This window comes from Geodermatophilus amargosae (assembly GCF_900116515.1).
Taxonomy (GTDB): domain Bacteria; phylum Actinomycetota; class Actinomycetes; order Mycobacteriales; family Geodermatophilaceae; genus Geodermatophilus; species Geodermatophilus amargosae.
On the sequence record NZ_FPBA01000008.1, the window covers coordinates 94,680 to 120,210 of the forward strand.

Consider the following 25,531-nt stretch of genomic DNA (forward strand, 5'->3'; position numbering starts at 1 on the left):
GCGTCCCATCGTGTCGTTGCCGGGGATCTGGCACCCGGCGGGTGCGTGCGGTGTCGTCGGCCGGAGCCCGCGGTCTGAGCCCCCGCGGTCAACCTAGTAACCACGAACGCGCAGGTCACGCGCGGTGCGCGCGACCATTTCGATCTCCCGGCGTCCGCCGGTGACGCACTGTGGAGCCCTCGTGTGACCGTCCGTGAACACCGCAGGTCAGGAAGTATACGAAACGCATTCGTTCCGCGGTGACCAGCGGGTCCGGCGTCGCCGCGACACGCCGGTCCGACCTGCCCGCGGGCGCTCAGGCGGTGCCGCGGCGGGCCGACCGGCGGCCCAGCGCCCACCCGCCGACCGCGGCCAGCACCAGCGCACCGGCCACGAGCAGGCCCGCGCCGACCAGGTGACCCGGATCCCAGAGCACCGACCCGCCATCGGAGGTCACGGTCAGCGTGCTCTCGTGGGCGGACCCCGCCAGCAGCAGCGGTGCGTGGCTGCCGTCGTGGGTGACGGTGGGCGCCTGGGTGTTCGTCCACCAGAGGACGGTGATCCCGGCGACGGCGAGGGCCGCGCCCGTCACCGCGACGGCACACGGCAGCGCGCGCCTCACCGCGCCAGTTCCTGCGCCCAGCGGGCGGCGGCGGTCCGCAGCGCGGCCGGGTCCGGGCCGGCGGCGAGCACGTCGCGGGAGACGGTCGGGACGACGGCGCGGCCGGGGCCGAACAGCCGGCGCAGGTCCGCCGGCGTCCCGCCCTGCGCACCGAGTCCCGGCGCCAGCACCGGACCGCCGAGCCCGCCGAGGTCGACGTCGAGGTCGCGCAGGGTGGCCCCCACGACCACGCCGAAGCTGCCCGTGGTGGCCCCCCAGCGGCCGGCCAGGTCCTGCACCGCGCCGAGGTCGGGCAGCGGGTCGCCGACCACCCAGCCGGGCGTGTTCCACCCGCGCACGGTGTCGACGACGACCTGCGCCACCGACCGGTCCCCCACGGCGGCGGACTGCAGCGTGCCGGCGTCGGGGTTGGAGGTGCGGGCGAGCACGAACAGCCCGCCGCCGGCCAGGCGCGCGGTGTCCACGGCCGGCTGCAGCGAGCCCGGGCCCAGGTAGGGGCTCACCGTGAGCGCGTCGACGGCCATCGGGTGCTCCGGGCGCAGCACGTCGGCGTAGGCGTCCATCGTCGAGCCGATGTCGCCGCGCTTGGCGTCGAGCAGCACCAGCGCGCCGGCCGCGCGGGCGCGGGCGACGGCGTCCTCGAGCACGGCCAGGCCGCGCGAGCCGTGCCGCTCGAAGAACGCCGACTGCGGCTTGAGGACGGCGACCTCGCCGGCCAGGGCGTCGACGACCGTGTCGGTGAACCGGCGCAGCCCGTCGACGTCGTCGCCCAGCCCCCAGCGCTCCAGCAGCGGCGCGTGCGGGTCGATGCCCACGCACAGCGGCCCGCGGGCGGCGACGGCGTCGGCCAGCCGATGGCCGAAGGGGGCGCTCACCGCGGCACCGACCGCGGCAGGGTGTCGCCCAGGGCGGCGATGCAGTCACGGGCGAGGAACGGGTCGGCGAAGGCGCCCGAGGCGGACTGGACGGCGTCGGCACCGGCCTCGAACAGCGCCGCGAACGAGGCGACGTCGGTGACCCCGCCCATGGCCAGCACGTCGAAGCGGTGCCCGCCGGTCTCCCGCAGCCCGACCAGCCGGCGCGTGAGGTCGAGCGCGGCGTCGCGGGCCGCCGCACCGGACAGGCCGGCCAGCGCGCGCCCGGGGAAGGTCGGCTCGCCGTCGCTGCGCACCACCCGGCTCTGCAGCGTGTTGATGCCCGCGACGCCGTCGACCAGCGGCGCCAGCCGGGGCACCAGCGCGGCCAGCCCCGGCTCGTCGAGCCAGGACAGCTTGGCCACCAGGCCGGTGCGGTCGTCGAGCGCGCGGCGCACCCCCTCGACGACCGCGAGCGTGGCGTCGGCGTCGAGGCACAGCGGCGGCTTGACGCCGTCCGGGGAGCTGCTGAGCGTGTTCGGGCAGGACAGGTTCAGCTCGACGACGGGGGCGCCGGCCTCCTGCGCCATGCCCGCGACCTGCGCGAAGTCGTCGACCAGGCCGGTGCCCTCCCCCTCCCCCATCACGCTGACCAGCAGCAGCTGGTCGGCGTCGACGGCGGCCAGCGACCGCTCGAGGTCGGGCATCCACTCCTCGGGCGCCGGCGAGGGGACGCCGAAGGAGTTCACCGTGCTGACGTCCGGGGAACCGGGCGCCATCCAGTCCCACGGGTCGGACACGACGACGTCGGCGGGGGGCCGCGGCGCGAAGGTCCAGTTCGGCTGCACGTTCGGCTGGTGGGCGCGGCTGCGGACGGTCTTGTAGGTCAGCACGCTGAACCCGTTGCGGGCGTGGAAGCGCACCCACTCCTCGCCGCCGTTGAGCACGCACGCGGGTACGCCCAGCGGGAAGCCGACGTCGCGGCCGAGCACCCGCCAGCGCCGGTCGCCGGCCCGCGGGCGCTCCTCCAGCTGCGGCCCGACCGGGGTGGTCAGGTTGTCGCGGTAGGAGCCGAGCACGTCGTAGGACGGCGTCCGCACGCCGTGCGCGGCCAGCAGGCCGCCGTGCCCGGCGACGTAGGCGACCCGGGTGATCAGCGGCAGGTCGTCGTCGCCCGCCTCCCCCGCCGCCAGCCGGGCGGCCAGGTCCCCGGCTGCCGTCCGGAGCGTGTCGAGCTCGGCGGCCGGCGGCGTGGCGAACCGGGTGACCCCGGCGAGGAACGCCGCCGGCAGCCCGTCGAGCAGCCCCCGGGCGGCCAGGTCGTCCCGCACCCGCCCGACGACGCTCACGGGCGCGGGGCGAGCAGCGACGCCGTCAGACCCGCGTGGACCGCCTGCAGGCTGCGCACCCCGAGCCCGCCGCGGCGCAGCGCCTCGATGCCCTGCACCGCCGCGGCCATGCCCTGCACCGTGGTGATGCACGGGATGCCGGCGCTGACCGCCGCGGTGCGGATCTCGTAGCCGTCCAGCCGCGGGCTGCTGTTGCCCGGCGACCCGAACGGGGTGTTGACGACGATGTCGACGTCGCCGGCCAGGATCCGCTCCACGCAGTTGCCCGGGCCCTCGCTGTACTTGCCGACCACCTCGCAGTCGACGCCGTTGCGGCGCAGGACCTGCGCGGTGCCGGCGGTGGCCAGGACGCGGAAGCCGAGGTCGGCCAGCCGCTTGACCGGGAAGACCGCGGCCCGCTTGTCCCGGTTGGCCAGCGAGACGAACACCGTGCCCTCGGTGGGGAGCGAGCCGTAGGCGGCGGCCTGCGACTTGGCGAACGCCGTGCCGAAGCCGTCGTCGAGGCCCATGACCTCGCCGGTGGACTTCATCTCCGGCGAGAGCACCGTGTCCACGCCGTGCCCGTCGACGGTGCGGAAGCGGTGGAAGGGCAGCACCGCCTCCTTGACCGCGATCGGCGCGTCCTCGGGCAGGTCGGTGCCGTCGCCGGTGGCCGGCAGCACCCCGGCGGCACGCAGGTCGGCGACGGTCTCCCCCACCGCGATCCGGGCCGCGGCCTTGGCCAGCTGGACCGCCGTCGCCTTGGACACGAACGGCACCGTGCGGCTGGCCCGCGGGTTGGCCTCCAGCACGTACAGGACGTCGTCCTTGAGCGCGTACTGGACGTTGATCAGCCCACGCACGCCGATCCGCGCGGCGAGCTTCTCGGTGGCGGCCCGGATCTTCAGCAGGTCCGCCGAACCGAGCGTGATCGGCGGCAGGGCGCACGCGGAGTCGCCGGAGTGGATGCCGGCCTCCTCGATGTGCTCCATGACGCCGCCGAGGTAGAGCTCGGTGCCGTCGTAGAGGGCGTCGACGTCGATCTCGACGGCGTCCTCGAGGAACCGGTCGACCAGCACCGGGTGCGCGGGGCTCACGTCGGTGGCCTTGGTGATGTAGGCCTCGAGCGTGGCGTCGTCGTAGACGATCTCCATCCCGCGGCCGCCCAGCACGTAGGACGGCCGCACCAGGACCGGGTAGCCGATCTCCGCGGCGATGGCGCGCGCCTCGGCGAACGTCGTCGCGGTGCCGTGCTTCGGGGCGAGCAGGCCGGCGTCGGCGAGCACCCGGGAGAACGCCCCGCGGTCCTCGGCGTCGTCGATGGCCTCCGGTGAGGTGCCCAGGACCGGCACGCCGGCGTCCTTGAGCCGCTGCGCCAGGCCCAGCGGGGTCTGCCCGCCGAGGGTGCAGATGACCCCGGCCACCGGGCCGGCGGCGCGCTCGGCCTCGACCACCTCCAGGACGTCCTCGAAGGTCAGCGGCTCGAAGTACAGCCGGTCGGCGGTGTCGTAGTCGGTGGAGACGGTCTCGGGGTTGCAGTTGACCATCACGGCCTCGTAGCCGGCGTCCTGCAGCGCCATCACCGCGTGCACGCACGAGTAGTCGAACTCGATGCCCTGCCCGATCCGGTTGGGCCCCGAGCCGAGGATCAGCACCGCCGGCTTCTCCCGGGGCTCGACCTCGGTCTCCTCGTCGTAGGACGAGTAGTGGTACGGCGTGCGGGCGGCGAACTCCGCGGCGCAGGTGTCCACGGTCTTGAACACCGGCCGCACGCCGAGCCGGTGCCGCAGCAGCCGGACGCCGTCCTCCCCGGACAGCTCCGGGCGCAGCGCCGCGACCTGCCGGTCGGACAGGCCGTGCCGCTTGGCCCGCCGCAGCACCGCGGCGGTGAGCGCCGGGGCGTCGCGGACCTCGGCGCCGACCTCGCCGACGAGCGCGATCTGGTCGACGAACCACGGGTCGAAGCCGCTGGCCTCGGCGACCTGCTCGACGGTCGCGCCGGCCCGCAGCGCCGCCTCGGCCACGTACAGCCGGCCGTCGACCGGCGTGCGCAGCGCCTCCAGCAGTTCCTCGGCGCCCGACCCGGCAGCACCTCCACCCGCTCCACCAGCCCCGACGGCCTCGGTCCAGAAGCCGGCCACCTTGGTCTCGGTGGACCGCATCGCCTTGCCCAGCGCCTCGGGGAAGTTGCGGCCCATCGCCATGACCTCGCCGACGCTCTTCATCGTCGTGGTCAGCCGCGGGTCGGCTCCGGGGAACTTCTCGAACGCGAACCGCGGGATCTTGACGACGACGTAGTCCAGCGCGGGCTCGAAGCTGGCCGGGGTGACCCCGGTGATGTCGTTGGTGATCTCGTCGAGGGTGTAGCCGATGGCCAGCTTCGCGGCGATCTTCGCGATCGGGAAGCCGGTGGCCTTCGACGCGAGCGCGCTGGAGCGGGAGACCCGCGGGTTCATCTCGATGACGACGAGGCGCCCGTCGGCCGGGTTGACCGCGAACTGGATGTTGCAGCCGCCGGTGTCGACGCCGACCTCGCGCAGCACCGCGATGCCGACGTCGCGCATGCGCTGGTACTCGCGGTCGGTGAGCGTCATCGCCGGGGCGACGGTGACCGAGTCACCGGTGTGCACGCCCATCGCGTCGACGTTCTCGATCGAGCAGACGACGACCACGTTGTCGCTGCGGTCGCGCATCAGCTCGAGCTCGTACTCCTTCCAGCCGAGCACCGACTCCTCGATCAGCACGGTGTGCACCGGGGAGTCGGCCAGGCCGGCCGAGGCCATCCGGCGCAGCATCGCCTCGTCGGTGGCGAAGCCCGAGCCGAGGCCGCCCATGGTGAAGCTCGGCCGGATGACGACGGGGTAGCCGACCTCCTCCGCCGTCTGCAGAGCCTCCTCGACGCTCCCGCAGACCCGCGAGCGCGGGGCGTCGGCGCCGATGGACCGGACGATGTCCTTGAACATCTGCCGGTCCTCGCCGCGGTTGATCGCGTCGACGTCGGCCCCGATGAGCCGCACCCCGTACCGCTCCAGCGTGCCGTTCTCGTACAGGCCGATGGCGATGTTGAGCGCGGTCTGCCCGCCGAGGGTGGCCAGCAGCGCGTCGGGGCGCTCCTCGGCGATGACCCGCTCGACGAACTCCGGCGTCAGCGGCTCGATGTAGGTGGCGTCGGCGACGTCGGGGTCGGTCATGATCGTCGCCGGGTTGCTGTTGACCAGGCTGACCCGCAGCCCCTCGGCGCGCAGCACGCGGCAGGCCTGGGTGCCGGAGTAGTCGAACTCGGCGGCCTGGCCGATGAGGATCGGCCCGGAGCCGATGACCAGGACGTGCTCGATGTCGGTGCGCTTGGGCATCAGGCCTGCTCCCCCGTGCTGTGCTCGACCGTGGTGGGCGGGCTGACGGCGCCGCCGCCCGTGCGCACGGACTCCATGAGGTCGACGAAGCGGCCGAACAGCGGCGCGGCGTCGTGCGGTCCGGCGGCGGACTCCGGGTGGAACTGGACGCTGAACGCCGGGGCGTCGAGCAGGCGCAGCCCCTCGACGACGTCGTCGTTGAGGCCGACGTGGCTGACCTCGACCCGGCCGTACGGGGTGTCGGTGGGCCGGTCCAGCGGCGCGTCGACGGCGAACCCGTGGTTGTGGCTGGTGACCCGGACCGTGCCGCTGACCCGGTCGAGCACCGGCTGGTTGAGCCCGCGGTGGCCGAAGCGCAGCTTGTAGGTGCCCAGGCCCAGGGCGCGGCCGAGGATCTGGTTGCCGAAGCAGATGCCGAACAGCGGCCGGCCGGCGTCGAGCACGCCGGTCACCGCGGCGACGGCGTAGTCGGCCGCGGCCGGGTCGCCGGGGCCGTTGGAGAGGAAGACGCCGTCGGGGCCGGCGGCCAGCAGGTCGGCCGCGGTCGCCGTCGAGGGCAGCACGTGCGTCTCGACGCCGAGCTCGGCGAGGTGCCGCGGGGTCGCGGTCTTGATGCCGAGGTCGAGCGCGGCGATGGTGAACCGCGTCTCCCCCACCGCCGGGACGACGTAGGACTCGCGGGTGCTCACCTGCGGCGCGAGGTCGGCGCCGACCATGCCCTCGGCGGCGCGCACCCGGGCGAGCAGCGCGTCGGCGTCGGCGGACTCGCTGCTGATCCCGGCGCGCATGGCGCCGCGCTCGCGCAGGTGGCGGGTCAGCGCGCGGGTGTCGATGCCGCTGATCCCGACGACGCCCTGCGCGGTCAGCTCGTCGTCGAGGCTGCCGGTGGCCCGCCAGTTGGCCGGGCGGCGGGCGGGGTCGCGGACGACGAAGCCGGCCACCCACATGCGGCCGCTCTCGTCGTCCTCGCCGTTGACGCCGGTGTTGCCGACGTGCGGCGCGGTCATCGTGACGATCTGGCCGGCGTAACTGGGGTCGGTCAGCGTCTCCTGGTAGCCGGTCATCCCGGTGGCGAACACCGCCTCGCCGACCGTCGTCCCGACCTTGCCGTAGGCCTCGCCGCGGAAGGTGCGCCCGTCCTCCAGGACGAGGATCGCCTCGGTCACTTCTGTGCCTTTCCGTCGAGCACCGTCGCCTCGCCCCGCAGGAACGTGGCGACGACGCGGCCGGGCAGCTCCCGGCCGGCGTAGGGGCTGTTGCGGCTGCGGCTGGCCAGCGCGGCCGGGTCGACGACGGCCCGGGCGGCGGGGTCGAGCAGCAGCAGGTTGGCCGGCTCGCCCGGCGTCAGCGGGCGCCCGTGCGACCGGGGACCACGGCCGTCGAGGCGGCCGATCGCCGCGGGGCGCACCGACATGCGGTCGGCGACGCCGGCCCAGTCGAGCAGGCCGGGCTCCACCAGCGTCTCGAGGACGACCGACAGCGCCTGCTCCAGCCCGAGCATCCCGGGCCGGGCCTGCGCCCACTCGCTCTCCTTGTCCTCCACCGCGTGCGGCGCGTGGTCGGTGGCGACGGCGTCGATCGTGCCGTCGGCCAGCCCGGCACGGAGGGCCTGCACGTCGGCGTCGGTGCGCAGCGGCGGGTTGACCTTGAACACCGGGTCGTAGGACTCGGCGCACGTCTCGGTGAGCAGCAGGTGGTGCGGGGTGACCTCGGCGGTCACCTGCACGCCGCGCGACTTGGCCCACCGCAGGATCTCCACCGACCCGGCGGTGGAGACGTGGCAGACGTGCAGCCGCGCGCCCACGTGCTCGGCGAGCAGCACGTCGCGGGCGATGACCGCCTCCTCGGCGGCGGCCGGCCAGCCGGTCAGCCCCAGCCGCGCGGAGAGGTCACCCTCGTTCATCTGCGCGCCGGCGGTCAGCCGCGGCTCCTCGGCGTGCTGGGCGACGACGCCGTCGAAGGCCTTCACGTACTCCAGCGCGCGGCGCATGAGGGCGGGGTCGGCGACGCAGTGCCCGTCGTCGGAGAAGACCCGCACGCGGGCGGCTGAGTCGGCCATCGCGCCGAGCTCGGCCAGCCGCTCGCCGCGCAGCCCCACGGTCACCGCGCCCACCGGGACGACGTCGACCAGCCCGGCCTGCCGGCCCAGCCGCCACACCTGCTCGACCACGCCGGCGGTGTCGGCGACCGGGTCGGTGTTGGCCATGGCGTGCACCGCGGTGAACCCGCCGAGCGCCGCGGCACGGCTGCCGGTCTCGACGGTCTCGGCGTCCTCGCGGCCGGGTTCGCGCAGGTGGGTGTGCAGGTCGACCAGGCCGGGCAGCGCGACCAGCCCGTCGGCGTCGACGACGGTGGCGCCGGCCGCCGACAGGCGCTCCCCCACCGCGGCGATGCGGCCGTCCTCGAGCAGCAGGTCGGCGGGGTCGCCGCCGAGGACGCGCGCCCCCTTGATCAGGTGGGTCACTGGGGCGAGCCTCCGAGCAGCAGGTACAGGACGGCCATGCGGACGCTGACGCCGTTGCCGACCTGCTCGACGATCGTCGAGCGGACCGAGTCGGCGACGTCGGCGGCGATCTCCATGCCGCGGTTCATCGGGCCGGGGTGCATGACGATCGCCTCGTCCCCCAGCGCGGCCATCCGGACGGCGTCGAGGCCGTACCGCCGGCTGTACTCGCGGGCGCTCGGGAAGAACGAGGCGTTCATCCGCTCGAGCTGGACCCGCAGCACCATCACCACGTCGGCCTTGGGCAGGACGGCGTCGAGGTCGTAGCTGAACTGCACCGGCCAGGAGCCGACGCCGACGGGCAGCAGCGTCGGCGGGGCCACGAGGGTGACCTCGGCGCCGAGCGTCGTCAGCAGCCAGACGTTGGAGCGGGCCACCCGGCTGTGCAGGACGTCGCCGACGATCGCCACCCGGACGCCGTCGAGGCGGCCCAGCCGGCGCCGGATCGTGTAGGCGTCGAGCAGCGCCTGGGTGGGGTGCTCGTGGGTGCCGTCGCCGGCGTTGACGACGCTGCCGCGCACCCAGCCGGCCAGCCGGTGCGGTGCCCCGGAGGCCGAGTGGCGGACCACGATCGCGTCGCTGCCCATCGCCTCGAGCGTGAGCGCGGTGTCCTTGAGGCTCTCTCCCTTGGAGACGCTGCTGCCCTTGGCGCTGAAGTTGATGACGTCGGCGGAGAGCCGCTTGGCCGCCAGCTCGAAGGAGATCCGGGTCCGGGTGGAGTCCTCGTAGAACAGGTTGACCACCGTGCGCCCGCGCAGCGTCGGCAGCTTCTTGACCTCGCGGCCGGCCAGCGCCTGGTCGATCTGCGCGGCGGTGTCGAGGACCAGCGTGGCGTCGGCGCGGTCGAGGTCGGCCGCCTCCAGCAGATGCCGCTTCACCGGCGCTCCTCGGTCACGAGCACCTCGTCGGTGCCGTCGGTCTCGGCGAGGTGGACCCGGACCTTCTGCGCCCGCGACGTCGGCACGTTCTTGCCCACGTAGTCGGCGCGGATCGGCAGCTCGCGGTGGCCGCGGTCGACCAGCACCGCCAGCTGCACCGCGCGGGGGCGGCCGAGGTCGCGCAGCGCGTCGAGCGCCGCCCGCACCGAGCGGCCGGAGAACAGGACGTCGTCGACGAGGACGACCAGCCGGCCGTCGATGCCCTCGGGCGGGAGGACGGTGTCCTCCAGCGCGCGGACCCCGCGCATGCGCAGGTCGTCGCGGTAGAGGGTGATGTCGACGGTGCCGACGTCGACGGCGGTGCCGGCGAAGGCGGCGATGCGGCCGGCCAGCCGGCGGGCCAGGGGGGCGCCGCGGGTGGGGATGCCGACGAGGACAACGTCCGGGAGCCCGGCTCCCTCGTCGCCCGCCCCACCACCCCCGGCGCACTTCTCGATCACCTGGTGGGCGATCCGGTCGACGACGCGGGCGACGTCGGCGGCGCCGAGCAGGACGGTGGACTGGTTCTCGGGCACGGGCGCGGGCGAGCCGGCCATCGGGCCTCCTTCCCCGCCTCACGGGACGGGTCGTTAAAGGAGTGGGTGGACCGGCCCCGACCGTACTGCACCCGTCCGTGTGATCGTCGTCGCGCGTCGCAGTACCGCAGGTGGGCACCGGTGTCCCAGGATGATCCCGATGAGGGATGCGCTGTCGCCGGACGAGATCACTGAGTACGCTGCGTGACGACGGAGCCCCGGCCACCACGACGGACAGTGAGCAGAGACGCATGAGCACCGACTACTCGCGGGCCCTCGGTGCCCGGCTGCGGGCGATCCGCAACCAGCAGGGCCTCTCCCTCCAGGGCGTGGAGGACAAGTCGCACGGCCGCTGGAAGGCCGTCGTCGTCGGCTCCTACGAGCGTGGCGACCGCGCGGTGACCGTGCAGCGGCTCTCCGAGCTGGCCGTGTTCTACGGCGTGCCGGTCTCCGAGTTGCTGCCCGACCCGCGCCCGTCGTCGGCGGTCACCTCGACGACGAAGATCGTCCTCAACCTCGAGTCGCTGGGCTCCCTGCCCGCCGACGAGGCCGGCCCGCTGGCCCGCTACGCCTCGACCATCCAGGCGCAGCGCCACGACTACAACGGCAAGGTCCTCTCCATCCGCGCGGAGGACCTCAAGTCGCTGGCGATCATCTACGACATGAGCCCCGACGAGCTGACCACCCGGCTCATCGAGTGGGGCGTGCTCAACCCCGGCATGGACGGCGCCGCCCTCATGGCCGAGGACGACGACGAGAGCTGGGACCGCCGCCGCGCTCCCCGCTGACGCCCGCACCGCACCGAGGCCCGCTCCGGCACCGCCGGCGCGGGTCTCGCTGCGTCCACGGGCCGCGGGCCGTGCACGCAGCGCCGTCGGAGCGGTCCGTCGGCAGCGGTGTGCGCACGTCCCGGCGTCTGCGCGCCGCCGACGACCCCCGCGGTGAGTGCACATCCGCGCCCGAGGTCTCACAGGGAGGTCGCAGCCGGGGCACCGGGAACTGTCGGTGGGCGGACCTAGCGTCGGCTGCGCCGAGAACGTGCACCCCGAGGAGCAGCCGTGAGCACCGTCCCGCCCGTCCCGATGCCCGACCGCGACGCCCTGCTGGCCGCGAACCGCCGGGCCGCGCTGCGCCGCGCACGGCGGCTCAACGCCGGTGTCCGGGCCGCGGTGATGCTGGCTGCGGCCGAGGCCGGCCTGCGGGCCTGAGCCCAGGACCGGGGCCCAGGACCCGGGCCAAGGACCCGGGCCGAGGACCCAGCGCTCAGGACCCAGCGCTCAGGACCCAGCGCTCAGGACCCAGCGCTCAGGACCCAGCGCTCAGGACCCAGCGCTCAGGACCCAGCGCTCAGGACGAGGTGGGCACCTCGGCGTCGAGGATGGCGCCGAGCACGCCGTTGACGTAGGCCGGCGAGTCGTCGGTCGACAGCGCCCGCGCGAGCTCCACGGCCTCGTCGATCACGACGGCGTCGGGCACGTCCTCGGCCCAGAGCAGCTCGTACACCGCCATCCGCAGGATCGCGCGGTCGACGTCGGGCAGTCGCTCGAGCGACCAGCCGCGGGCGTGCCGGTCGATCAGCTCGTCGATGCGGGGGTTGTTCGCCGCCACGCCCTCGACCAGCCGGACGGCGTGGTCGGGGACGGGCGGGGAGACGTCGGAGATCCGCTCGCGCAGCAGCTCCACCGGGTCGGCGCCCCGCAGGTCGGCCTCGTAGAGGACGTCGACGGCGCGCTTGCGCGCCTTGGTGCGGGCAGCCATCTCGTCGGTGGGTGCGTCAGTTGGCGCGGCCGAGGTACCGGCCGTCGCGGGTGTCGACCTTGAGCCTGTCGCCGGTGTTGACGAACAGCGGCACGTTGATCTGCGCGCCAGTCTCCAGGGTCGCGGGCTTGGTCCCGCCGGTGGAGCGGTCGCCCTGCAGGCCCGGGTCGGTGTGCTGCACCACGAGCTCCATGGTCACCGGGAGCTCCACGTAGAGCGGGGTGCCCTCGTGCACCGCGACGACGGCCTCGGTGTTGTCCAGCAGGTAGTCCGCGCCGCTGCCGACGGTCTCGCCCGGCACGTAGATCTGGTCGTAGGTGTCGCCGTCCATGAAGACGAAGTCGTTGCCCTCGCGGTACAGGTAGGTCATGTTCCGCTTGTCGACGGTGGCCGTCTCGACCTTCGTGCCGGCGTTGAAGGTGCGGTCGACGACCTTGCCCGAGAGGACGTTCTTGAGCGTCGTCCGGACGAACGCGCCGCCCTTGCCGGGCTTGACGTGCTGGAACTCGGTGACGGCCCACAGCTGGCCGTCGATGTTGAGGACCATGCCGTTCTTGAGGTCGTTGGTGGTAGCCATCTAGAGGACCAGCAGTTCCTTGCTCGTGAGGGTCAACAACTCGGGCGCGTCCGCCGTGACGACGAGCGTGTCCTCGATCCGGACACCGCCGTGGCCGGGGAGGTAGACCCCGGGCTCCACGGTGACGGTCATGCCGGCGGTCAGCCTACCCGCGCCCAGCGGGCCGATGCCCGGCGCCTCGTGGATCTCCAGGCCCACCCCGTGCCCGAGGCCGTGGGGAAAGTGGTGGGCGTGCCCGGCGGCGGCGATGACGTCGCGGGAGGCCGCGTCGACGGCGACGACGTCGGCACCGACCGCCAGTGCCGCGCGCCCGGCCGCCTGCGCCTCGGCGACCAGCGCGTGGACGTCCCGCTGCCAGTCGGCGGCGTGGCCGAGCACCAGGGTGCGGGTCATGTCGGAGTGGTAGCCGTCGACGGTCGCGCCGAAGTCGAGCTTGAGGAGGTCGCCGCCGGCCAGCACGGTGCGGTCCGGGCGGTGGTGCGGGATCGCCGAGTTCGCGCCGGTGGCCACGATCGTCTCGAACGACGGCGCCTCGGCACCCAGGGCCAGCATGCGGGCGTCGAGCTCCCGCCCGACCTCGAGCTCGGTGCGCCCGGGCCGCAGTGCGCCCTCCGCGGCGAGCTCGGCCAGCGCCTGGTCGGCGACGGCGCAGGCCCGGCGCAGCGCGTCGACCTCGTCGTCGTCCTTGACCGCGCGCAGCTCCTCGACCGCGCGGCGCACCGACACCAGGTCGGGCACCGTGCCGCCGGCCGCGGCGTCGGCGAGGACCCGCTCGACCTGGGCCAGCCCGTCGACGGTCACCTCGTGGCTCTCGTAGCCGAGGCGGCCGGCACCGGCGCGCACCGCCTCACCGGCCAGCGCCGGCACGGTCGCGCGGTCGACCAGCAGCTCGAGGTCGGGGACCTGGGTGCCGGCCTGGGTGGTGTAGCGGCCGTCGGTGCCGAAGAGGTCCGGCCCGTCGGTGCGCAGCAGCAGCGCGCCGTTGGAGCCGGCGAACCCGGTCAGGTAGCGGACGTTGAGCAGGTTGGTCACCAGGACGGCGTCCAGGCCGCGTTCGGCCGCCGTCGCCCGCAGCCGCTCGCGCCGCTCGGCCGCCCCGCTCACGAGACCCCCTGGGCCGCGAGGTACCGCAGCGCGAGCTCGTAGCCCTGCACGCCCAGCCCCGCGATCACGCCGTCGGCCACCCGGGAGACGTAGGAGTGGTGCCGGAACTCCTCGCGCCGGTGGATGTTGGAGATGTGCACCTCGACGACCGGGGCGCCCACCGCGGCGAGCGCGTCGTGCAGCACCACCGACGTGTGCGACCAGCCGCCGGGGTTGATGACGACCGGGTCGCCGGCGTCGGTGGCGTCGTGGATCCAGCCGAGCAGCTCGGCCTCGGAGTCGGTCTGGCGCACCCGGACGTCCAGACCCAGCCCGGCGGCCACGTCCTCGACCATCGCCACCAGCTCGGCGTACGTCGTCGTGCCGTAGACCGCGGGCTCACGCGTGCCGAGCCGGCCGAGGTTGGCGCCGTTGAGCACCTGGACGGTCACTGTTCCTCCGATACTGCGGCCCACGCCGCGTCCAGCCACGCCGGTTCCGGGTCGGTGAGGATGCCCGGGTTGCCGAGCCCGTCGAGGACGACGAACCGCAGCGTCGCCCCGCGGGCCTTCTTGTCCACGCGCATCACCGACTGCAGCGCCGCCCAGTCGCCGTCGTAGCGGGTGGGCAGCCCCATCGCGGTGAGCAGCTCGCGGTGCCGGTCGGCCTCGGCCCGGCTCAGGCGGCCGGCCTGCACGCCGAGCTCGGCGGCGAAGACCAGCCCGACGGCGACCGCCTCGCCGTGCCGCCAGCCGAAGTCCTCCACCCGCTCGATCGCGTGACCCAGCGTGTGCCCGTAGTTGAGGTACTCGCGGACGCCGGTGTCGAACAGGTCCTGGCCCACGGCGTCGGCCTTGACCCGCACCGCGCGCTCGATGAGCTCCTCGGTGTCGCGGCGGCCGGTCGGGTCGGCGGCGAGCAGGTCGAGGATCTCCCCGTCGGCGATGAAGCCGCACTTGACCACCTCGGCCATCCCGGCGCGGAACTCGGCCTCGGGCAGCCCGGCGAGGACGTCGGTGTCGGCGAGCACCCCGGCCGGCGGGTGGAACGCGCCCACCAGGTTCTTGCCGGCGCCGGTGTTGATGCCGGTCTTGCCGCCCACCGCGGCGTCGACCATGCCCAGCACGCTGGTGGGCAGGTGCACCACCCGCACACCGCGGGTCCAGGTGGCGGCGAGGAACCCGGCGAGGTCGGTGACCGCTCCGCCACCGACCCCGACGACGGCGTCCGAGCGGGTCAGGCCGAGCCGGCCGAACTGCTCCCACGCCTGCGCGGCGACCTCGGCGGTCTTGGCGGCCTCGCCGTCGGGTACGACGACGGCCTCGGCGGCCACCCCGGCGGTCTGCAGCGTCTCGACGGCGGCCCCGGCGAGCGCGGCCAGCGGCGGGGCGTGCACGACGGCGGCCTTCGGCGTGCCGGCCAGCACCAGGCCGAGCTCGACCTGCGCCCCCGGGCCGATGACGACGTCGTAGGGCTTCTCCCCTCCGACGGTCACGCGCCTCATCCCCTCACCTCGGTCGCTCCCGCGGGGAGGGCGGCGAGCACGTCGGCGACGACGTCCTGCGGCGTGCGGTTCCCGGTGGGGACGACGGCGGTGGCGACCTCGGCGTACAGGGGCGCGCGCTGCTCGAGCAGGGTCCGGAGCATCGCCCGCGGGTTGACCGCCAGCAGCGGGCGGTCGCGGGAGAGCCCGGCACGCTTCGCGGCCGAGGGCAGGTCGACGTCGAGGTGGACGACCGTCCCGCCGGCCCGCCCGTAGGCGACGAGCAGGGCGCGGCTCGCCGCGCTGAGCACCGCGCCGCCGCCGAGGGCGAGGACGCCGTCGTGCTCACCGACGGCCCGGGCGACCGCCTGCTCCTCCAGGTCGCGGAAGTACGGCTCGCCGGAGCTAATGAACAGGTCGGCGACGGTGGTGCCGGCGACGTTCTCGACGTCGGCGTCGGTGTCCCGGAAGGGCACCCCGAGCCGCGCGGCGACGGCCGTGCCGACCGTGGTCTTGCCCGACGCCGGCGGACCGACGAGCACGAGGACGGGCCGGATCACCGGTACGGGAGGGCGTCGAGGTAGGCCTGGGCGTTGCGGCGGGTCTCGGTCACCGAGTCGCCGCCGAACTTCTCCAGGGCGGCGTCGGCGAGCGTCAGGGCGACCATCGCCTCCATCACCACGGCGCCGCGCGGGACGGCGCAGGCGTCGCTGCGCTGGTTGATCGCGACCGCGGCGTCGCCGGTGGCGACGTCGACGGTGGCCAGCGCCCGCGGCACGGTGGAGATCGGCTTCATCGCCGCCCGCACGCGCAGCACCTCGCCGTTGGTCATGCCGCCCTCGATGCCGCCGGCGCGGTCGGTGACCCGGCGCAGCCGGCCCTCGGAGCTGACGATCTCGTCGTGGGCGACCGAGCCGCGGCGGCGGGCGGTCTCCAGGCCGTCACCGACCTCCACGGCCTTGACCGACTGCACGCCCATGAGCGCGCCGGCCAGGCGGGAGTCCAGCCGGCGGTCCCAGTGCACGTGGCTGCCCAGGCCCGGCGGCAGCCCGTGGACGACGACCTCGACGACGCCGCCGAGGGTGTCGCCGTTCTTCCGGGCGTCGTCGACCTCGGCCACCATCGCCTCGCTGGTGGCGGGGTCGGCGCAGCGCACCGGGTCCTCGTCGATGCGGGGGTTGTCCTGCGGGCCGGGCAGCACGCCGTCGGGGACGGTGACCGGGCCGATCGCGACGACGTGGCTGACCACCTCGACGCCGAGCGCCTGGCGCAGGAACGCCTTGGCGACGGCACCGAGCGCCACCCGCGCGGCGGTCTCGCGGGCGCTGGCCCGCTCGAGCACCGGGCGGGCGTCGTCGAAGCCGTACTTCTGCATGCCGGCGAGGTCGGCGTGGCCGGGCCGCGGGCGGGTCAGCGGCGCGTTGCGGGCCTGGCCCGCGAGGACCTCGGGGTCGACCGGGTCGGCGGACATGACCGTCGTCCACTTCGGCCACTCGGTGTTGCCCACCTGCACGGCGATCGGGCCGCCCTGGGTCAGGCCGTGCCGGACGCCGCCGGTCAGCGTGACGGCGTCCTGCTCGAAGGACATGCGGGCGCCGCGGCCGTGGCCGAGGCGGCGCCGGGCGAGGTCGACGTCGAGGTCGGAGGTCTGCACCTGCACGCCGGCGGGCAGGCCCTCGAGGATGGCGGTGAGCTGCTGGCCGTGCGACTCACCGGCGGTCAGCCAGCGCAACATGCCCCGGAGTGTAGGTGGCCCCCTCAGAGGAGCGGGCCCTCCACCAGGAGGGCCAGGACCGCGCCCACCAGCAGCGGCGGCCCAAACGGCACCGGCGTGCGCCAGCCGGCCCGCCGGGTCGCCAGGAGCACCAGCGAGACGGCCGCGCCGGCGAGCAGGCCGAGGAACACCCCGGCCAGCAGCGCGCCCCAGCCGGCCCAGCCGAGCAGCAGGCCCAGCAGCGCGAGCAGCTTGACGTCACCGAGGCCCAGACCCGACGGCCCGGCCAGCGCGGCGAGCAACGCGACACCCCCGGCGACGGCCGCGGCGAGCAGCGCCCGCCCCAGCGCCGGCCAGGTGCCGAGGAGGGCGGCGTCGGCCAGCAGCGCGGCCGCGCCGACGGCGGCGGCCGGGTAGGTGACCCGGTCGGGCAGCCGGTGGACGGCGAGGTCGACCTGCGCGAGGACGACCGCCGCCCCGGCCGCCCAGGCGTAGGCGGCGGTCGCCGGCCGGGCGCCGGTGAGCAGGACCGCGCCGCAGAGCAGCCCGGCGAGGACGACGGCGCTGGCGACCGCGCGGGCGGCGGTGGGGCGGGCGGCGTCGGAGCGGGCCAGCCGGACGGCGGTGCGCGCCAGCAGCGGGCCGGCGGCGGCACCGGTCAGGACGGCGAGCGCGAGCAGCAACCCGCGCGGGAGGACGTCGTCCACGCAGGTCAGCGGGCGTCCAGGGCAGCGCGCATCGGGCCCAGGGGCGCGGGCAGCCCGGTCATCAGCTCCACCTGCACCGTCGCCTGCCAGAACAGCACCTCGATGCCGCTGATGACGGTGGCGCCCGCGGCGGCGGCGCGGCCGACCAGTGGGGTCGGCCACGGCGCGTAGAGGACGTCGAGCAGGGTCTGTCCCGCCCGCCACTGGAGGCCGTCGAGGTCGGGGTGAGCGCCGATCGGCACGGTGCTGACGACGACCGGCGCCTCGACCGGGCCGGGGGCCAGCGGGCGGACCGCGGCCTCGACGCCGAGCACGCCCAGGATGCGGGCGACGTCGGCGGCGCGGTCGGGCGCGCGGACGAGCACCTCGACGGACTCCGCACCCAGCTCGGCCAGCGCCACGGCGGCCGCGGCCGCCGTCCCCCCTGCGCCGACGATCGCCGCGTGCGCGACCCGCTCGACGCCGCCGGTCTGCAGCGCCATGCCGACGCCGTGGACGTCGGTGTTCTCCGCCCGCCAGCCGTCGTCGGTGTGCACGAGGGTGTTCGCGGCGCCCAGCAGGCGGGGCAGCGGGTCCACCTCGTCGGCGACGGCGACCGCGGCCTGCTTGCAGGGCATGGTCACGGAGAACCCGCGCCACTCCGGGCCGAGGCCGGCGATGAGGTCGGACAGGTCCTCGGGCCCGACGTCGAGGGCGTCGTAGGTCCAGCCGGTCAGGCCGAGCGCGGCGTAGGCCGCGCGGTGCAGCAGCGGCGAGAGCGAGTGCCCGACCGGGCGGCCGAGGACGGCCGCCCGGCCTGGCGGGGTCGGGTCGGGCACCGGCCGGTCAGCCACCGCACCCGAGGCCGGCGTCGGCGCAGCGCTGCCGGGCCGCCAGGAACTCGTCGTAGCTGGCGGTGAAGAAGTGCCGGCCTTCCCGGGACTCCAGCACGTAGTACAGGTAGTCACCGGTGCTCGGCGCGAGCGCCGCCTCGAGGCTCGCCTCGCCCGGCGCGCTGATCGGCGTCGGCGGCAGGCCGGCGCGGTTGCGCGTGTTGTACGGGTTGTCCGACTGCAGGTCGCTGACGGTCAGGTCGTTGCCGTTCTTGTCCAGCCCGTAGGCCAGCGCGGCGTCGATGCCGAGCGGGATGCCCTGCGCCAGCCGGTTGTAGATCACCTGCGCGACGTCCGGCCGCTCGTCGTCGAGCAGGGTCTCCGACTGGACCATCGAGGCCACGACGACGACGTCGTGGACCGAGCGTCCGGAGGCGGCCGCCCGCTGCTCGAGCTGCATGTCGGTGGCCATGTCGGTGAACCGGGAGACCATGGCGCCCAGCACGTCGGCAGCGGTGTCGCCGGGCTCGACGTCGTACGTGGCCGGGAACAGGAAGCCCTCGAGCTGGCCGTTGGCGTAGGCCGGCAGGCCCAGCGCGGCGGGGTCGGCGGCGGCGGCCTGCAGGTCCTCGATCGGCAGCCCGGTGGTCTCCGCGATCCGCTGCAGCGTGGCCTGGAGCGTGAAGCCCTCGGGGACGGTGACCCGCGAGACCTGGCGGGTGGAGGGGTCGAGCAGCAGGTCGAGGGCCGCCTGGCCGCTCATCTGCTCCCGCAGGACGTAGACGCCGGGCTGGATGCCGGTGGCGGCGGGTTCGGCCTCGGCGGCGTCGACGAACGGCTCGGAGGAGGCGATGACGCCGGAGTCGACGAGGGTGCCGGCGATGTCGCTGAGGGTGTCGCCCTCGCCGACGCGCACCTCCACGGTGCCGGTGCCCGCCCCGGCGTAGTCCTGGGCCTCGGGGTTGACCAGGCCGATGAGCGCGCGCCCGCCGAAGACGATGCCGGCGATCACCGCGGCGAGGACGAGCAGCGCGAGCACGTTGGTCAGCGGGCTGCGGCGACGGCGGCCGCTGCCCGTGCGGTGCGACCCGTGGTGGACGTCGTCGTGGTGCTCGTCGTAGTGCTCGTCGTCGTGCTCGTCGGCGAAGAGGCCGGGCGCCTCGAGGGTGGCGGGCTCGTCGGCGGCCCGGCGCCGGGCCCGGCGGCCGCGGCGGCGGCCGGGGTCGGAGCCACCGGCGTCGAGGACCTCGAGGCCACCGGTGGCGTCCTCGTCGTCGTGGTGCTCGTCGTGGTGCTCGTCGTGGAGGTGGACGTCGAGGTGGTGCCCGCCGGCGTGCGGGCCGACGGCGGGCGCGGCCACGGTCGGTGCGTCGTCGGTGTCGCCGGGGGTCGTGGTGGTGCGGCGGGCGAGCTTCGACCACGGGCCGGAGGGCCGCGGCGGGAGGCCGGCGGGCGGCGGGACGGGCTGGCCCTCACCGCGCAGGGGGCCGGTGCGGTCGTCCTGCGGGGCACCGTCCCGGGGTGTACCGCCCCGCGGGACGCCGTCGGGAGCGGCGTGCCGGCCGGCGGACACCGACCGGACCTCCCGGTCGACCAGTTCCGCGCGGGCGTGGCCGGCGAGGTGCCCGGGCACCGGGCCGAAGGGCAGCAGACGCGTCGTCGGCGGGCCGGCCGTCCAGGGAGCCGGGGGGTTCCCGGTGGAGACGGCGGGCATGCCGGTCAGGCCCCGCCCGAACGGCGGGACCGGACCGCTCACGAGCGCCCCCGCTGGGCGTCGAGATAGGTCTGCAGGATGACCACGGCGGCGGCCTGGTCGATCACGGGGCGCTGGGCGCGGCTGTCGAGCCCGTTGGCCCGCAGGGAACTGGCTGCGGTCACGGTGGAGAGCCTCTCGTCGACGAGGTGCACGGGCACGGTGCCGATGCGCCCGGCGAGTGACCTAGAGTAGGCACGCGCTTCCCGCGCGGAGGCGCCCGACGCACCCGACAGGTGCCTCGGCTCCCCCACGATCACCTCTGTCACCTCGTGTTCCTCGACGAGGGCGACGATCCGGTCGAGGTCCCCGCCGTCGCGGCGGCGCTCGACGGTCTCCAGCGGGCTGGCCAGCATGCCGGTCGGGTCCGACAGCGCGACGCCGATCCGGACGGTGCCGACGTCGAGACCGAGCCGCCGGCCCTGGCGGGGACGCCGCGGCGGCAGGGGCAGCCCCTGCGACATGTCGATCTCGGTGGTCTCGTTGCGCACGGGCGGGAAGCCGGCACGCAGGTCGATCTGCTCGGTGCGGTGGTGCACCGGCTGCCTCGCCGCGGGCGGTGGCGGGCTCTGCCGGGGCCGCGACGGCGGCACCGCCGGACGGCCCTGCACCCGCCGCTCCTCCATCGGACCGGTCTCGTCGGGGTGCTGCTCGGGCACTCCGCTCACCTCCCTGCGGCGGTCGAGACCGCCTCTTCGCCGGCCTGCAGGGCGGCGGGGATGCCGCCCGGGTCCGTGCCGCCGCCCTGCGCGACGTCGGGCTTGCCACCGCCCCGGCCACCGACCGGGGCCGCCGCGGCGCGCAGGACGTCGCTGGCGGAGAGCCCGCGCTCCTGGGCGGCGGGGTTGAGGGCGGCGACCAGGGCCACCTTGCCGCCGCTCTCCGACGCCAGCAACACGACGGCCGGGCGCTCCCCGAGCCGCCCGCGGACGTCGAGGGCGAGGGTGCGCAGGTCACCGCCGGAGAGGCCGGCCGGCGACGCGGTGACGACCGCGACCCCGCCAACGTCCTTGGCGCCGGCGGCGAGCGACCCGGCCGCGGCCTGCGTCTGCTGCGCGCGCAGGTCGGCGATCTCCCGCTCGGTCTCCCGCAGCCGGGACAGGATGCCGCCGACCCGGTCGACCAGGCCGTCGGTGGGCGACTTGAGCAGCTCGCCGAGCTGGCGCACCAGGTCCCGCTCGCGCGCCAGGTACCGGAAGCCCTCGATCCCGACGACGGCCTCGACGCGGCGGGAGCCCGAGCCGACCGAGGACTCACCGGTCAGCGCCAGCGTGCCGATCTGGGCCGAGCCCGCGACGTGCGTGCCACCACAGAGCTCGCGCGACCAGGGGCCGCCGATCTCGACGACGCGCACCTGCTCGCTGTAGGTCTCGCCGAACAGCGCGAGCGCGCCGATGGCCTGGGCCTCGGGCAGCGTCATGTAGGTGGCGCTCACCCGGTGGTCGGCGCGCACCGCGGCGTTGGCGACGTCCTCGATGTCGTGCCGCTGCGCGGGCGTGAGCGCGCCCTGCCAGGCGAAGTCCAGCCGCAGGTAGCCGGGGCGGTTGTAGGAACCCGACTGCAGCGCCTGCGGGCCGAGCACCTGGCGCAGCGCGGCGTGCACCACGTGCGTGCCGGAGTGCGCCTGGCAGGCCGACAGCCGCCACTCGCGGTCGACCTCGGCAGTCAGCTCCGCGCCCTCGGCGAGCTCGCCCTCGAGCACCCGCACCTGGTGCACGACCAGGCCCTTGACCGGGCGCTGGACGTCGAGCACCTCGGCGCGGCCGCCGTCCCAGGACAGCGTGCCGGCGTCGGCCACCTGGCCGCCGGACTCGGCGTAGAACGGCGTCCGGTCCAGGACCACCCGGGTGACCTCGCCGGACCGGGCCGGGGTGGCCGCGCCGCCGTCCTCGCCGGTCAGGTCGGAGACCAGGCCGAGGACGCGGGAGTCGGTGCGCAGCGTCCGGTAGGCCTGCCAGTCGGTGGGGCCGTGGTCGGCGAGCAGGCGGCGGTAGGCCAGGACGTCGACCGAGCCGGTGCGCTTGGCGCGGGCGTCGGCGCGGGCACGGTCGCGCTGCTGCTGCATGAGCGCGCGGAAACCGGCCTCGTCGACGGTCACGCCCTGCTCGGCGGCCATCTCGAGGGTGACGTCGATCGGGAAGCCGTAGGTGTCGTGCAACGAGAACGCCTGCTCGCCGCTGAGCGCCGGCGTGCCGGCCGTCTTGGCCTCCCGGACGGCGGTGTCGAACAGCGCGGTACCGGAGGTGAGGGTGCGCCGGAACGCCTCCTCCTCGGCGTAGGCGACGCCGGAGATGCGGTCGAAGTCGGTGGCCAGCTCCGGGTAGCTGGAGCTCATCGCGTCGCGGGACACCGGTAGCAGCGCGGGCAGGGAGGCTGCGTCGACACCGAGCAGCCGCATCGAGCGGACGGCGCGGCGCAGCAGCCGGCGCAGGATGTAGCCGCGGCCCTCGTTGCCGGGCGTGACGCCGTCACCGATGAGCATCAGCCCGCTGCGGACGTGGTCGGCGACCACGCGCAGCCGCACGTCGGCCTCGTGGTCCTTGCCGTAGGTGACCCCGGCGAGCTCGGCGCCGCGGTGCAGCACCGGCGCCACCTCGTCGATCTCGTACATGTTGTCGACGCCCTGCAGCAGGAAGGCCACCCGCTCCAGGCCCATGCCGGTGTCGATGTTCTTCTTCGGCAGCTCGCCGACGATCCGGAAGTCCTCCTTGCTCCGGACGTCGGTGAGCTCGTACTGCATGAAGACGAGGTTCCAGATCTCCAGGAACCGGTCGCCGGCGGTGTCGACCAGCGGGCCGCCGTCGGGGCCGTACTCCGGGCCGCGGTCGAAGTAGATCTCCGAGCAGGGGCCGCCCGGGCCGTCGGCGCCGGTGTGCCAGTAGTTGTCCTTCTTGCCCAGCCGCTGGATCCGCTCGACCGGCAGCCCGGCGATCCGGTGCCAGGCCTCGGCGGCCTCGTCGTCGTCGAGGTAGACGGTCACCCAGATCCGGTCGGGGTCGAAGCCGAGCCCACCGTCGGCCACGGGGCCGGTCACCAGCTCCCAGGCGTGCTGGATGGCCCCCTCCTTGAAGTAGTCGCCGAAGGAGAAGTTGCCGTTCATCTGGAAGAACGTGCCGTGGCGGGTGGTCTTGCCCACCTCCTCGATGTCGAGGGTGCGCACGCACTTCTGCACGCTGGTGGCCCGCGGGAACGGCGCGGGCTCGCGGCCGGTCAGGTACGGGATGAAGGGCACCATGCCGGCGACGGTGAACAGCAGGGAGGGGTCCGGCGACACCAGCGAGGCGCTGGGCACGACGGTGTGGCCGCGCTGCTCGAAGTGCTGCAGGAAGCGGCGGCGGATCTCGGCGGTCTGCATGGGGGTGTCTCGGGTCTCCTGCGACAGGGGTGCGGCGGCGGGCCGCGGAGGTCAGCGGTCGGCGGCGTGCGCGCCCCGACGGCCGGGCAGCTGGAGCTGGGTCTCGTCGCGCTCGGGCAGCGGCGCGTCGAGGCCGGTGCCGGAGCGCAGCTCCTCCTCGCGCAGGGCGGCGGCGGCCCGCACGTCGGCGCCGAAGTCGCCGATCGCGTCGGCGAGGTCGCGCAGCCCCTCCACCAGCGCCCCGGCGATGCCCTGCGGGGTCAGCTTCTCCGCGGCCCGGGAGAGCTTGCGGACGACGAGGGCGCCGATGGTGATGCCCATCGCCAGCCAGAACAGCCGGCGCATCAGGCGGCCCGCCGCGCGGCGCGGCGCGTGCGCCGGTCGGCCTTGTCACGGGCGGCGGCCTCGGCGAGGGCCTGGCCCTCCCGGCGCTTCTTGGTCGCGCTGCGGACGCCGTAGCTGAAGGCGGCGACCTTGATCAGCGGGCTGCCCACGGTGGCGGCGACGACGCTGGTCAGCGCCGCGACGTTGCTCGACACGTTGGCCGCGTTGCCGGTGATGTCGTCGACCCGCTCGAGGTTGCTGTTGACCTGGGCGATCGTCGTCTGGGCCTGACCCAGGATCGGCGCGCTCTGCTCGCGCACCTGGCGGATGGTCAGCGTCGTCTCGTCGAGCGTCCGCCCCAGCTTGAGCAGCGGGACGGCGAGCAGCACCACCAGCAGCACCAGCGCCAGGGCGGCGATCAGTCCGGCCCACTCTCCTGCGGACACGCGGGATCTCCTCTACCTCGTCGGCTCGTTCGTCGGCGGCCGGCGTGGTCGCACGCCCGGCGTGGCAACAGTAGTCGCGGCCCTCAGCGGTCAGCGGGTGCGGCGGAGGATCGCCCGGAGCTTGCCCAGCCGGGCGCCGATGCCCGCCTCGGCGCCGCGCGAGGTGGGGCGGTAGTAGTCGCGGCCGACCAGCGCGTCGGGCGGGTACTGCTGCGGCACGATCCCCTCGGGCGCGTCGTGCGGGTACACGTAGGTCTTCCCGTGTCCCAGCTTCTTCGCGCCCGCGTAGTGCGCGTCGCGCAGGCCGGCCGGGACGGGTCCCCCGAGGCCGGCGCGGACGTCGGCCACCGACTCGCCGATGGCCACGGTGACGGCGTTGGACTTCGGCGCGGTGGCCAGGTGGACGACGGCGTGCGCCAGCGGGAAGTGGCCCTCGGGCATGCCGATGAGGGCGACGGCCTCGGCCGCGGCGACGGCGGTCTGCAGCGCGGTGGGGTCGGCCATGCCGATGTCCTCGCTGGCGGAGATGACCAGCCGCCGGGCGATGAAGCGCGGGTCCTCCCCCGCCACCACCATGCGGGCGAGGTAGTGCAGCGCGGCGTCGACGTCGCTGCCGCGGATCGACTTGATCAGCGCGCTGGCGACGTCGTAGTGCATGTCGCCCTGGCGGTCGTAGCGCACGGCGGCCTGGGCGACGGCGGTCTCGAGGGTGGGCAGGTCGACCTCGGCGGCACCGGCCGTGACGGCCGCGCCCGCACCGGACTCCAGCGCGGTCAGCGCCTTGCGGGCGTCGCCGCCGGCCACCCGGACCAGGTGCTCCTCGGCCTCGGCGCTCAGCGTCACCGCGCCGGCCAGCCCGCGCTCGTCGGTCAGCGCCCGGCGCAGCACGGCGCGGACGTCGTCGTCGCCCAGGGGCTGCAGGGCGAGGACCAGGCTGCGGGACAGCAGCGGGCTGACGACGGAGAAGAACGGGTTCTCGGTGGTGGCGGCGATCAGGCTGACGATGCGGTCCTCGACGGCCGACAGCAGCGAGTCCTGCTGGGTCTTGGAGAACCGGTGGACCTCGTCGATGAACAGCACGGTGCGCCGGCCGGCGTAGGTGAGCTCGCGCTTGGCGCCGGAGATGACCGCGCGGACCTCCTTGACGCCGGCGTCGAGGGCGGAGAGCTGCACGAACTGCCGCCGGGTGGCCAGGGAGATGACGTGCGCCAGCGTCGTCTTGCCGGTGCCCGGCGGGCCGTAGAGGACCAGCGACATCGGCTCGTCGGCCTCGACCAGGCGGCGCAGCGGGGAGCGCGGGCCGAGCAGGTGCGTCTGGCCGACGACCTCGTCCAGCGAGCGCGGGCGCATCCGCACCGCCAGGGGCGCGCCCGGGTCGACGGCCTCGCCGCCGGGCTCCGCCGGCTCGTCGAACAGGGACGTCACGC

At 75.1% G+C, this 25,531-nt stretch carries 25 protein-coding genes; 2 read left to right on the forward strand and 23 right to left on the reverse strand.

Translation table 11 applies throughout. The features are described from left to right. Nucleotides 1–295: 295 nt before the first annotated feature. Genes BM414_RS12895 through pyrR form a run of 8 tightly spaced genes read right to left on the reverse strand, consistent with a single transcriptional unit; the run spans nt 296 to nt 10,113 of the window. Nucleotides 296–601, reverse strand: a complete 306-nt coding sequence (locus BM414_RS12895; RefSeq protein WP_093579840.1) for a hypothetical protein — start codon at nt 599–601, stop codon at nt 296–298. Further along, nucleotides 598–1,476: an orotidine-5'-phosphate decarboxylase gene (pyrF, locus tag BM414_RS12900; protein ID WP_093579841.1), complete on the reverse strand. Its 879-nt coding sequence runs from the start codon at nt 1,474–1,476 to the stop codon at nt 598–600. Before pyrF ends, BM414_RS12895 begins: the two co-directional genes overlap by 4 nt. Continuing rightward, on the reverse strand, nt 1,473–2,804 hold the full coding sequence (locus tag BM414_RS12905) for a beta/alpha barrel domain-containing protein (protein ID WP_245784691.1): 1,332 nt from the start codon (nt 2,802–2,804) through the stop codon (nt 1,473–1,475). Before BM414_RS12905 ends, pyrF begins: the two co-directional genes overlap by 4 nt. Further along, entirely contained in the window at nt 2,801–6,136 is a 3,336-nt protein-coding gene (gene carB, locus BM414_RS12910) for a carbamoyl-phosphate synthase large subunit (RefSeq protein WP_093579842.1), read from the reverse strand. Before carB ends, BM414_RS12905 begins: the two co-directional genes overlap by 4 nt. Beyond that, nucleotides 6,136–7,302: a glutamine-hydrolyzing carbamoyl-phosphate synthase small subunit gene (gene carA / locus BM414_RS12915; RefSeq protein ID WP_093579843.1), complete on the reverse strand. Its 1,167-nt coding sequence runs from the start codon at nt 7,300–7,302 to the stop codon at nt 6,136–6,138. The genes carB and carA overlap by 1 nt, the downstream gene beginning before the upstream one ends. After that, complete coding sequence (locus tag BM414_RS12920; protein ID WP_093579844.1) at nt 7,299–8,600, reverse strand: dihydroorotase; 1,302 nt, start codon at nt 8,598–8,600, stop codon at nt 7,299–7,301. Before BM414_RS12920 ends, carA begins: the two co-directional genes overlap by 4 nt. Then, on the reverse strand, nt 8,597–9,517 hold the full coding sequence (locus BM414_RS12925; protein WP_093579845.1) for an aspartate carbamoyltransferase catalytic subunit: 921 nt from the start codon (nt 9,515–9,517) through the stop codon (nt 8,597–8,599). The genes BM414_RS12920 and BM414_RS12925 overlap by 4 nt, the downstream gene beginning before the upstream one ends. Continuing rightward, on the reverse strand, nt 9,514–10,113 hold the full coding sequence (gene pyrR, locus BM414_RS12930; protein ID WP_093579846.1) for a bifunctional pyr operon transcriptional regulator/uracil phosphoribosyltransferase PyrR: 600 nt from the start codon (nt 10,111–10,113) through the stop codon (nt 9,514–9,516). Before pyrR ends, BM414_RS12925 begins: the two co-directional genes overlap by 4 nt. Before the next feature lie 230 nt (nt 10,114–10,343). Here pyrR and bldD point away from each other — a divergent pair, with 230 nt between their 5' ends. Further along, the gene (bldD, locus tag BM414_RS12935) at nt 10,344–10,880 is read left to right on the forward strand and encodes a transcriptional regulator BldD (RefSeq protein ID WP_093579847.1); all 537 of its coding nucleotides are present in this window, start codon (nt 10,344–10,346) and stop codon (nt 10,878–10,880) included. 270 nt (nt 10,881–11,150) lie between these two features. Further along, a complete protein-coding gene (locus BM414_RS29410; RefSeq protein WP_175551576.1) occupies nt 11,151–11,300 on the forward strand; it encodes a hypothetical protein in 150 nt (49 codons plus the stop codon). A 139-nt stretch (nt 11,301–11,439) separates the two neighbouring features. Here BM414_RS29410 and nusB read toward each other — a convergent pair whose 3' ends face one another. The 15 genes from nusB to BM414_RS13010 all read right to left on the reverse strand — a co-directional run bounded on the left by nusB (nt 11,440) and on the right by BM414_RS13010 (nt 25,529). Continuing rightward, complete coding sequence (gene nusB, locus BM414_RS12940) at nt 11,440–11,850, reverse strand: transcription antitermination factor NusB (RefSeq protein WP_093579848.1); 411 nt, start codon at nt 11,848–11,850, stop codon at nt 11,440–11,442. A 16-nt stretch (nt 11,851–11,866) separates the two neighbouring features. Continuing rightward, a complete protein-coding gene (gene efp, locus BM414_RS12945; protein WP_093579849.1) occupies nt 11,867–12,427 on the reverse strand; it encodes an elongation factor P in 561 nt (186 codons plus the stop codon). After that, entirely contained in the window at nt 12,428–13,531 is a 1,104-nt protein-coding gene (locus BM414_RS12950) for a M24 family metallopeptidase (protein ID WP_093579850.1), read from the reverse strand. Then, nucleotides 13,528–13,962, reverse strand: coding sequence for a type II 3-dehydroquinate dehydratase (gene aroQ / locus BM414_RS12955; RefSeq protein ID WP_093579851.1), 435 nt, complete (start codon nt 13,960–13,962; stop codon nt 13,528–13,530). The genes BM414_RS12950 and aroQ overlap by 4 nt, the downstream gene beginning before the upstream one ends. Then, a complete protein-coding gene (aroB, locus tag BM414_RS12960; protein WP_093579852.1) occupies nt 13,959–15,014 on the reverse strand; it encodes a 3-dehydroquinate synthase in 1,056 nt (351 codons plus the stop codon). The genes aroQ and aroB overlap by 4 nt, the downstream gene beginning before the upstream one ends. Next, entirely contained in the window at nt 15,011–15,553 is a 543-nt protein-coding gene (locus BM414_RS12965) for a shikimate kinase (RefSeq protein ID WP_093579853.1), read from the reverse strand. The genes aroB and BM414_RS12965 overlap by 4 nt, the downstream gene beginning before the upstream one ends. Next, a complete protein-coding gene (aroC, locus tag BM414_RS12970; protein ID WP_093579854.1) occupies nt 15,550–16,728 on the reverse strand; it encodes a chorismate synthase in 1,179 nt (392 codons plus the stop codon). Before aroC ends, BM414_RS12965 begins: the two co-directional genes overlap by 4 nt. Before the next feature lie 23 nt (nt 16,729–16,751). Next, the gene (locus BM414_RS12975; protein WP_093579855.1) at nt 16,752–17,414 is read right to left on the reverse strand and encodes a prepilin peptidase; all 663 of its coding nucleotides are present in this window, start codon (nt 17,412–17,414) and stop codon (nt 16,752–16,754) included. A 5-nt stretch (nt 17,415–17,419) separates the two neighbouring features. Continuing rightward, nucleotides 17,420–18,247 carry a shikimate dehydrogenase gene (locus BM414_RS12980; protein ID WP_093579856.1) on the reverse strand — a complete coding sequence of 276 codons (828 nt, stop codon included), beginning with the start codon at nt 18,245–18,247 and terminating at the stop codon, nt 17,420–17,422. Next, entirely contained in the window at nt 18,240–19,982 is a 1,743-nt protein-coding gene (mltG, locus tag BM414_RS12985; protein WP_093579857.1) for an endolytic transglycosylase MltG, read from the reverse strand. Before mltG ends, BM414_RS12980 begins: the two co-directional genes overlap by 8 nt. Next, the gene (ruvX, locus tag BM414_RS12990) at nt 19,979–20,638 is read right to left on the reverse strand and encodes a Holliday junction resolvase RuvX (RefSeq protein WP_093579858.1); all 660 of its coding nucleotides are present in this window, start codon (nt 20,636–20,638) and stop codon (nt 19,979–19,981) included. The genes mltG and ruvX overlap by 4 nt, the downstream gene beginning before the upstream one ends. Nucleotides 20,639–20,643: 5 nt before the next feature. Beyond that, nucleotides 20,644–23,334 (reverse strand): alanine--tRNA ligase, encoded by a 2,691-nt coding sequence (gene alaS / locus BM414_RS12995; RefSeq protein WP_093579859.1) that lies wholly within the window; start codon nt 23,332–23,334, stop codon nt 20,644–20,646. Nucleotides 23,335–23,385: 51 nt separating this feature from the next. Then, complete coding sequence (locus BM414_RS13000; RefSeq protein ID WP_093579860.1) at nt 23,386–23,679, reverse strand: hypothetical protein; 294 nt, start codon at nt 23,677–23,679, stop codon at nt 23,386–23,388. Then, on the reverse strand, nt 23,679–24,104 hold the full coding sequence (locus BM414_RS13005) for a DUF948 domain-containing protein (RefSeq protein WP_093579861.1): 426 nt from the start codon (nt 24,102–24,104) through the stop codon (nt 23,679–23,681). Before BM414_RS13005 ends, BM414_RS13000 begins: the two co-directional genes overlap by 1 nt. Before the next feature lie 90 nt (nt 24,105–24,194). After that, nucleotides 24,195–25,529, reverse strand: a complete 1,335-nt coding sequence (locus tag BM414_RS13010; protein ID WP_093579862.1) for a replication-associated recombination protein A — start codon at nt 25,527–25,529, stop codon at nt 24,195–24,197. Nucleotides 25,530–25,531: the final 2 nt, after the last annotated feature.

Coding starts and splice junctions, on each gene's coding strand:
- carB (WP_093579842.1), bottom strand. CDS start 6,136: ATGCCCAAGCGCACCGACATCGAGCACGTCCTGGTCATCGGCTCCGGG.
- pyrR (WP_093579846.1), bottom strand. CDS start 10,113: ATGGCCGGCTCGCCCGCGCCCGTGCCCGAGAACCAGTCCACCGTCCTG.
- bldD (WP_093579847.1), top strand. CDS start 10,344: ATGAGCACCGACTACTCGCGGGCCCTCGGTGCCCGGCTGCGGGCGATC.
- nusB (WP_093579848.1), bottom strand. CDS start 11,850: ATGGCTGCCCGCACCAAGGCGCGCAAGCGCGCCGTCGACGTCCTCTAC.
- efp (WP_093579849.1), bottom strand. CDS start 12,427: ATGGCTACCACCAACGACCTCAAGAACGGCATGGTCCTCAACATCGAC.
- aroB (WP_093579852.1), bottom strand. CDS start 15,014: ATGAGGCGCGTGACCGTCGGAGGGGAGAAGCCCTACGACGTCGTCATC.
- aroC (WP_093579854.1), bottom strand. CDS start 16,728: ATGTTGCGCTGGCTGACCGCCGGTGAGTCGCACGGCCAGCAGCTCACC.
- alaS (WP_093579859.1), bottom strand. CDS start 23,334: ATGCAGACCGCCGAGATCCGCCGCCGCTTCCTGCAGCACTTCGAGCAG.
- BM414_RS13000 (WP_093579860.1), bottom strand. CDS start 23,679: ATGCGCCGGCTGTTCTGGCTGGCGATGGGCATCACCATCGGCGCCCTC.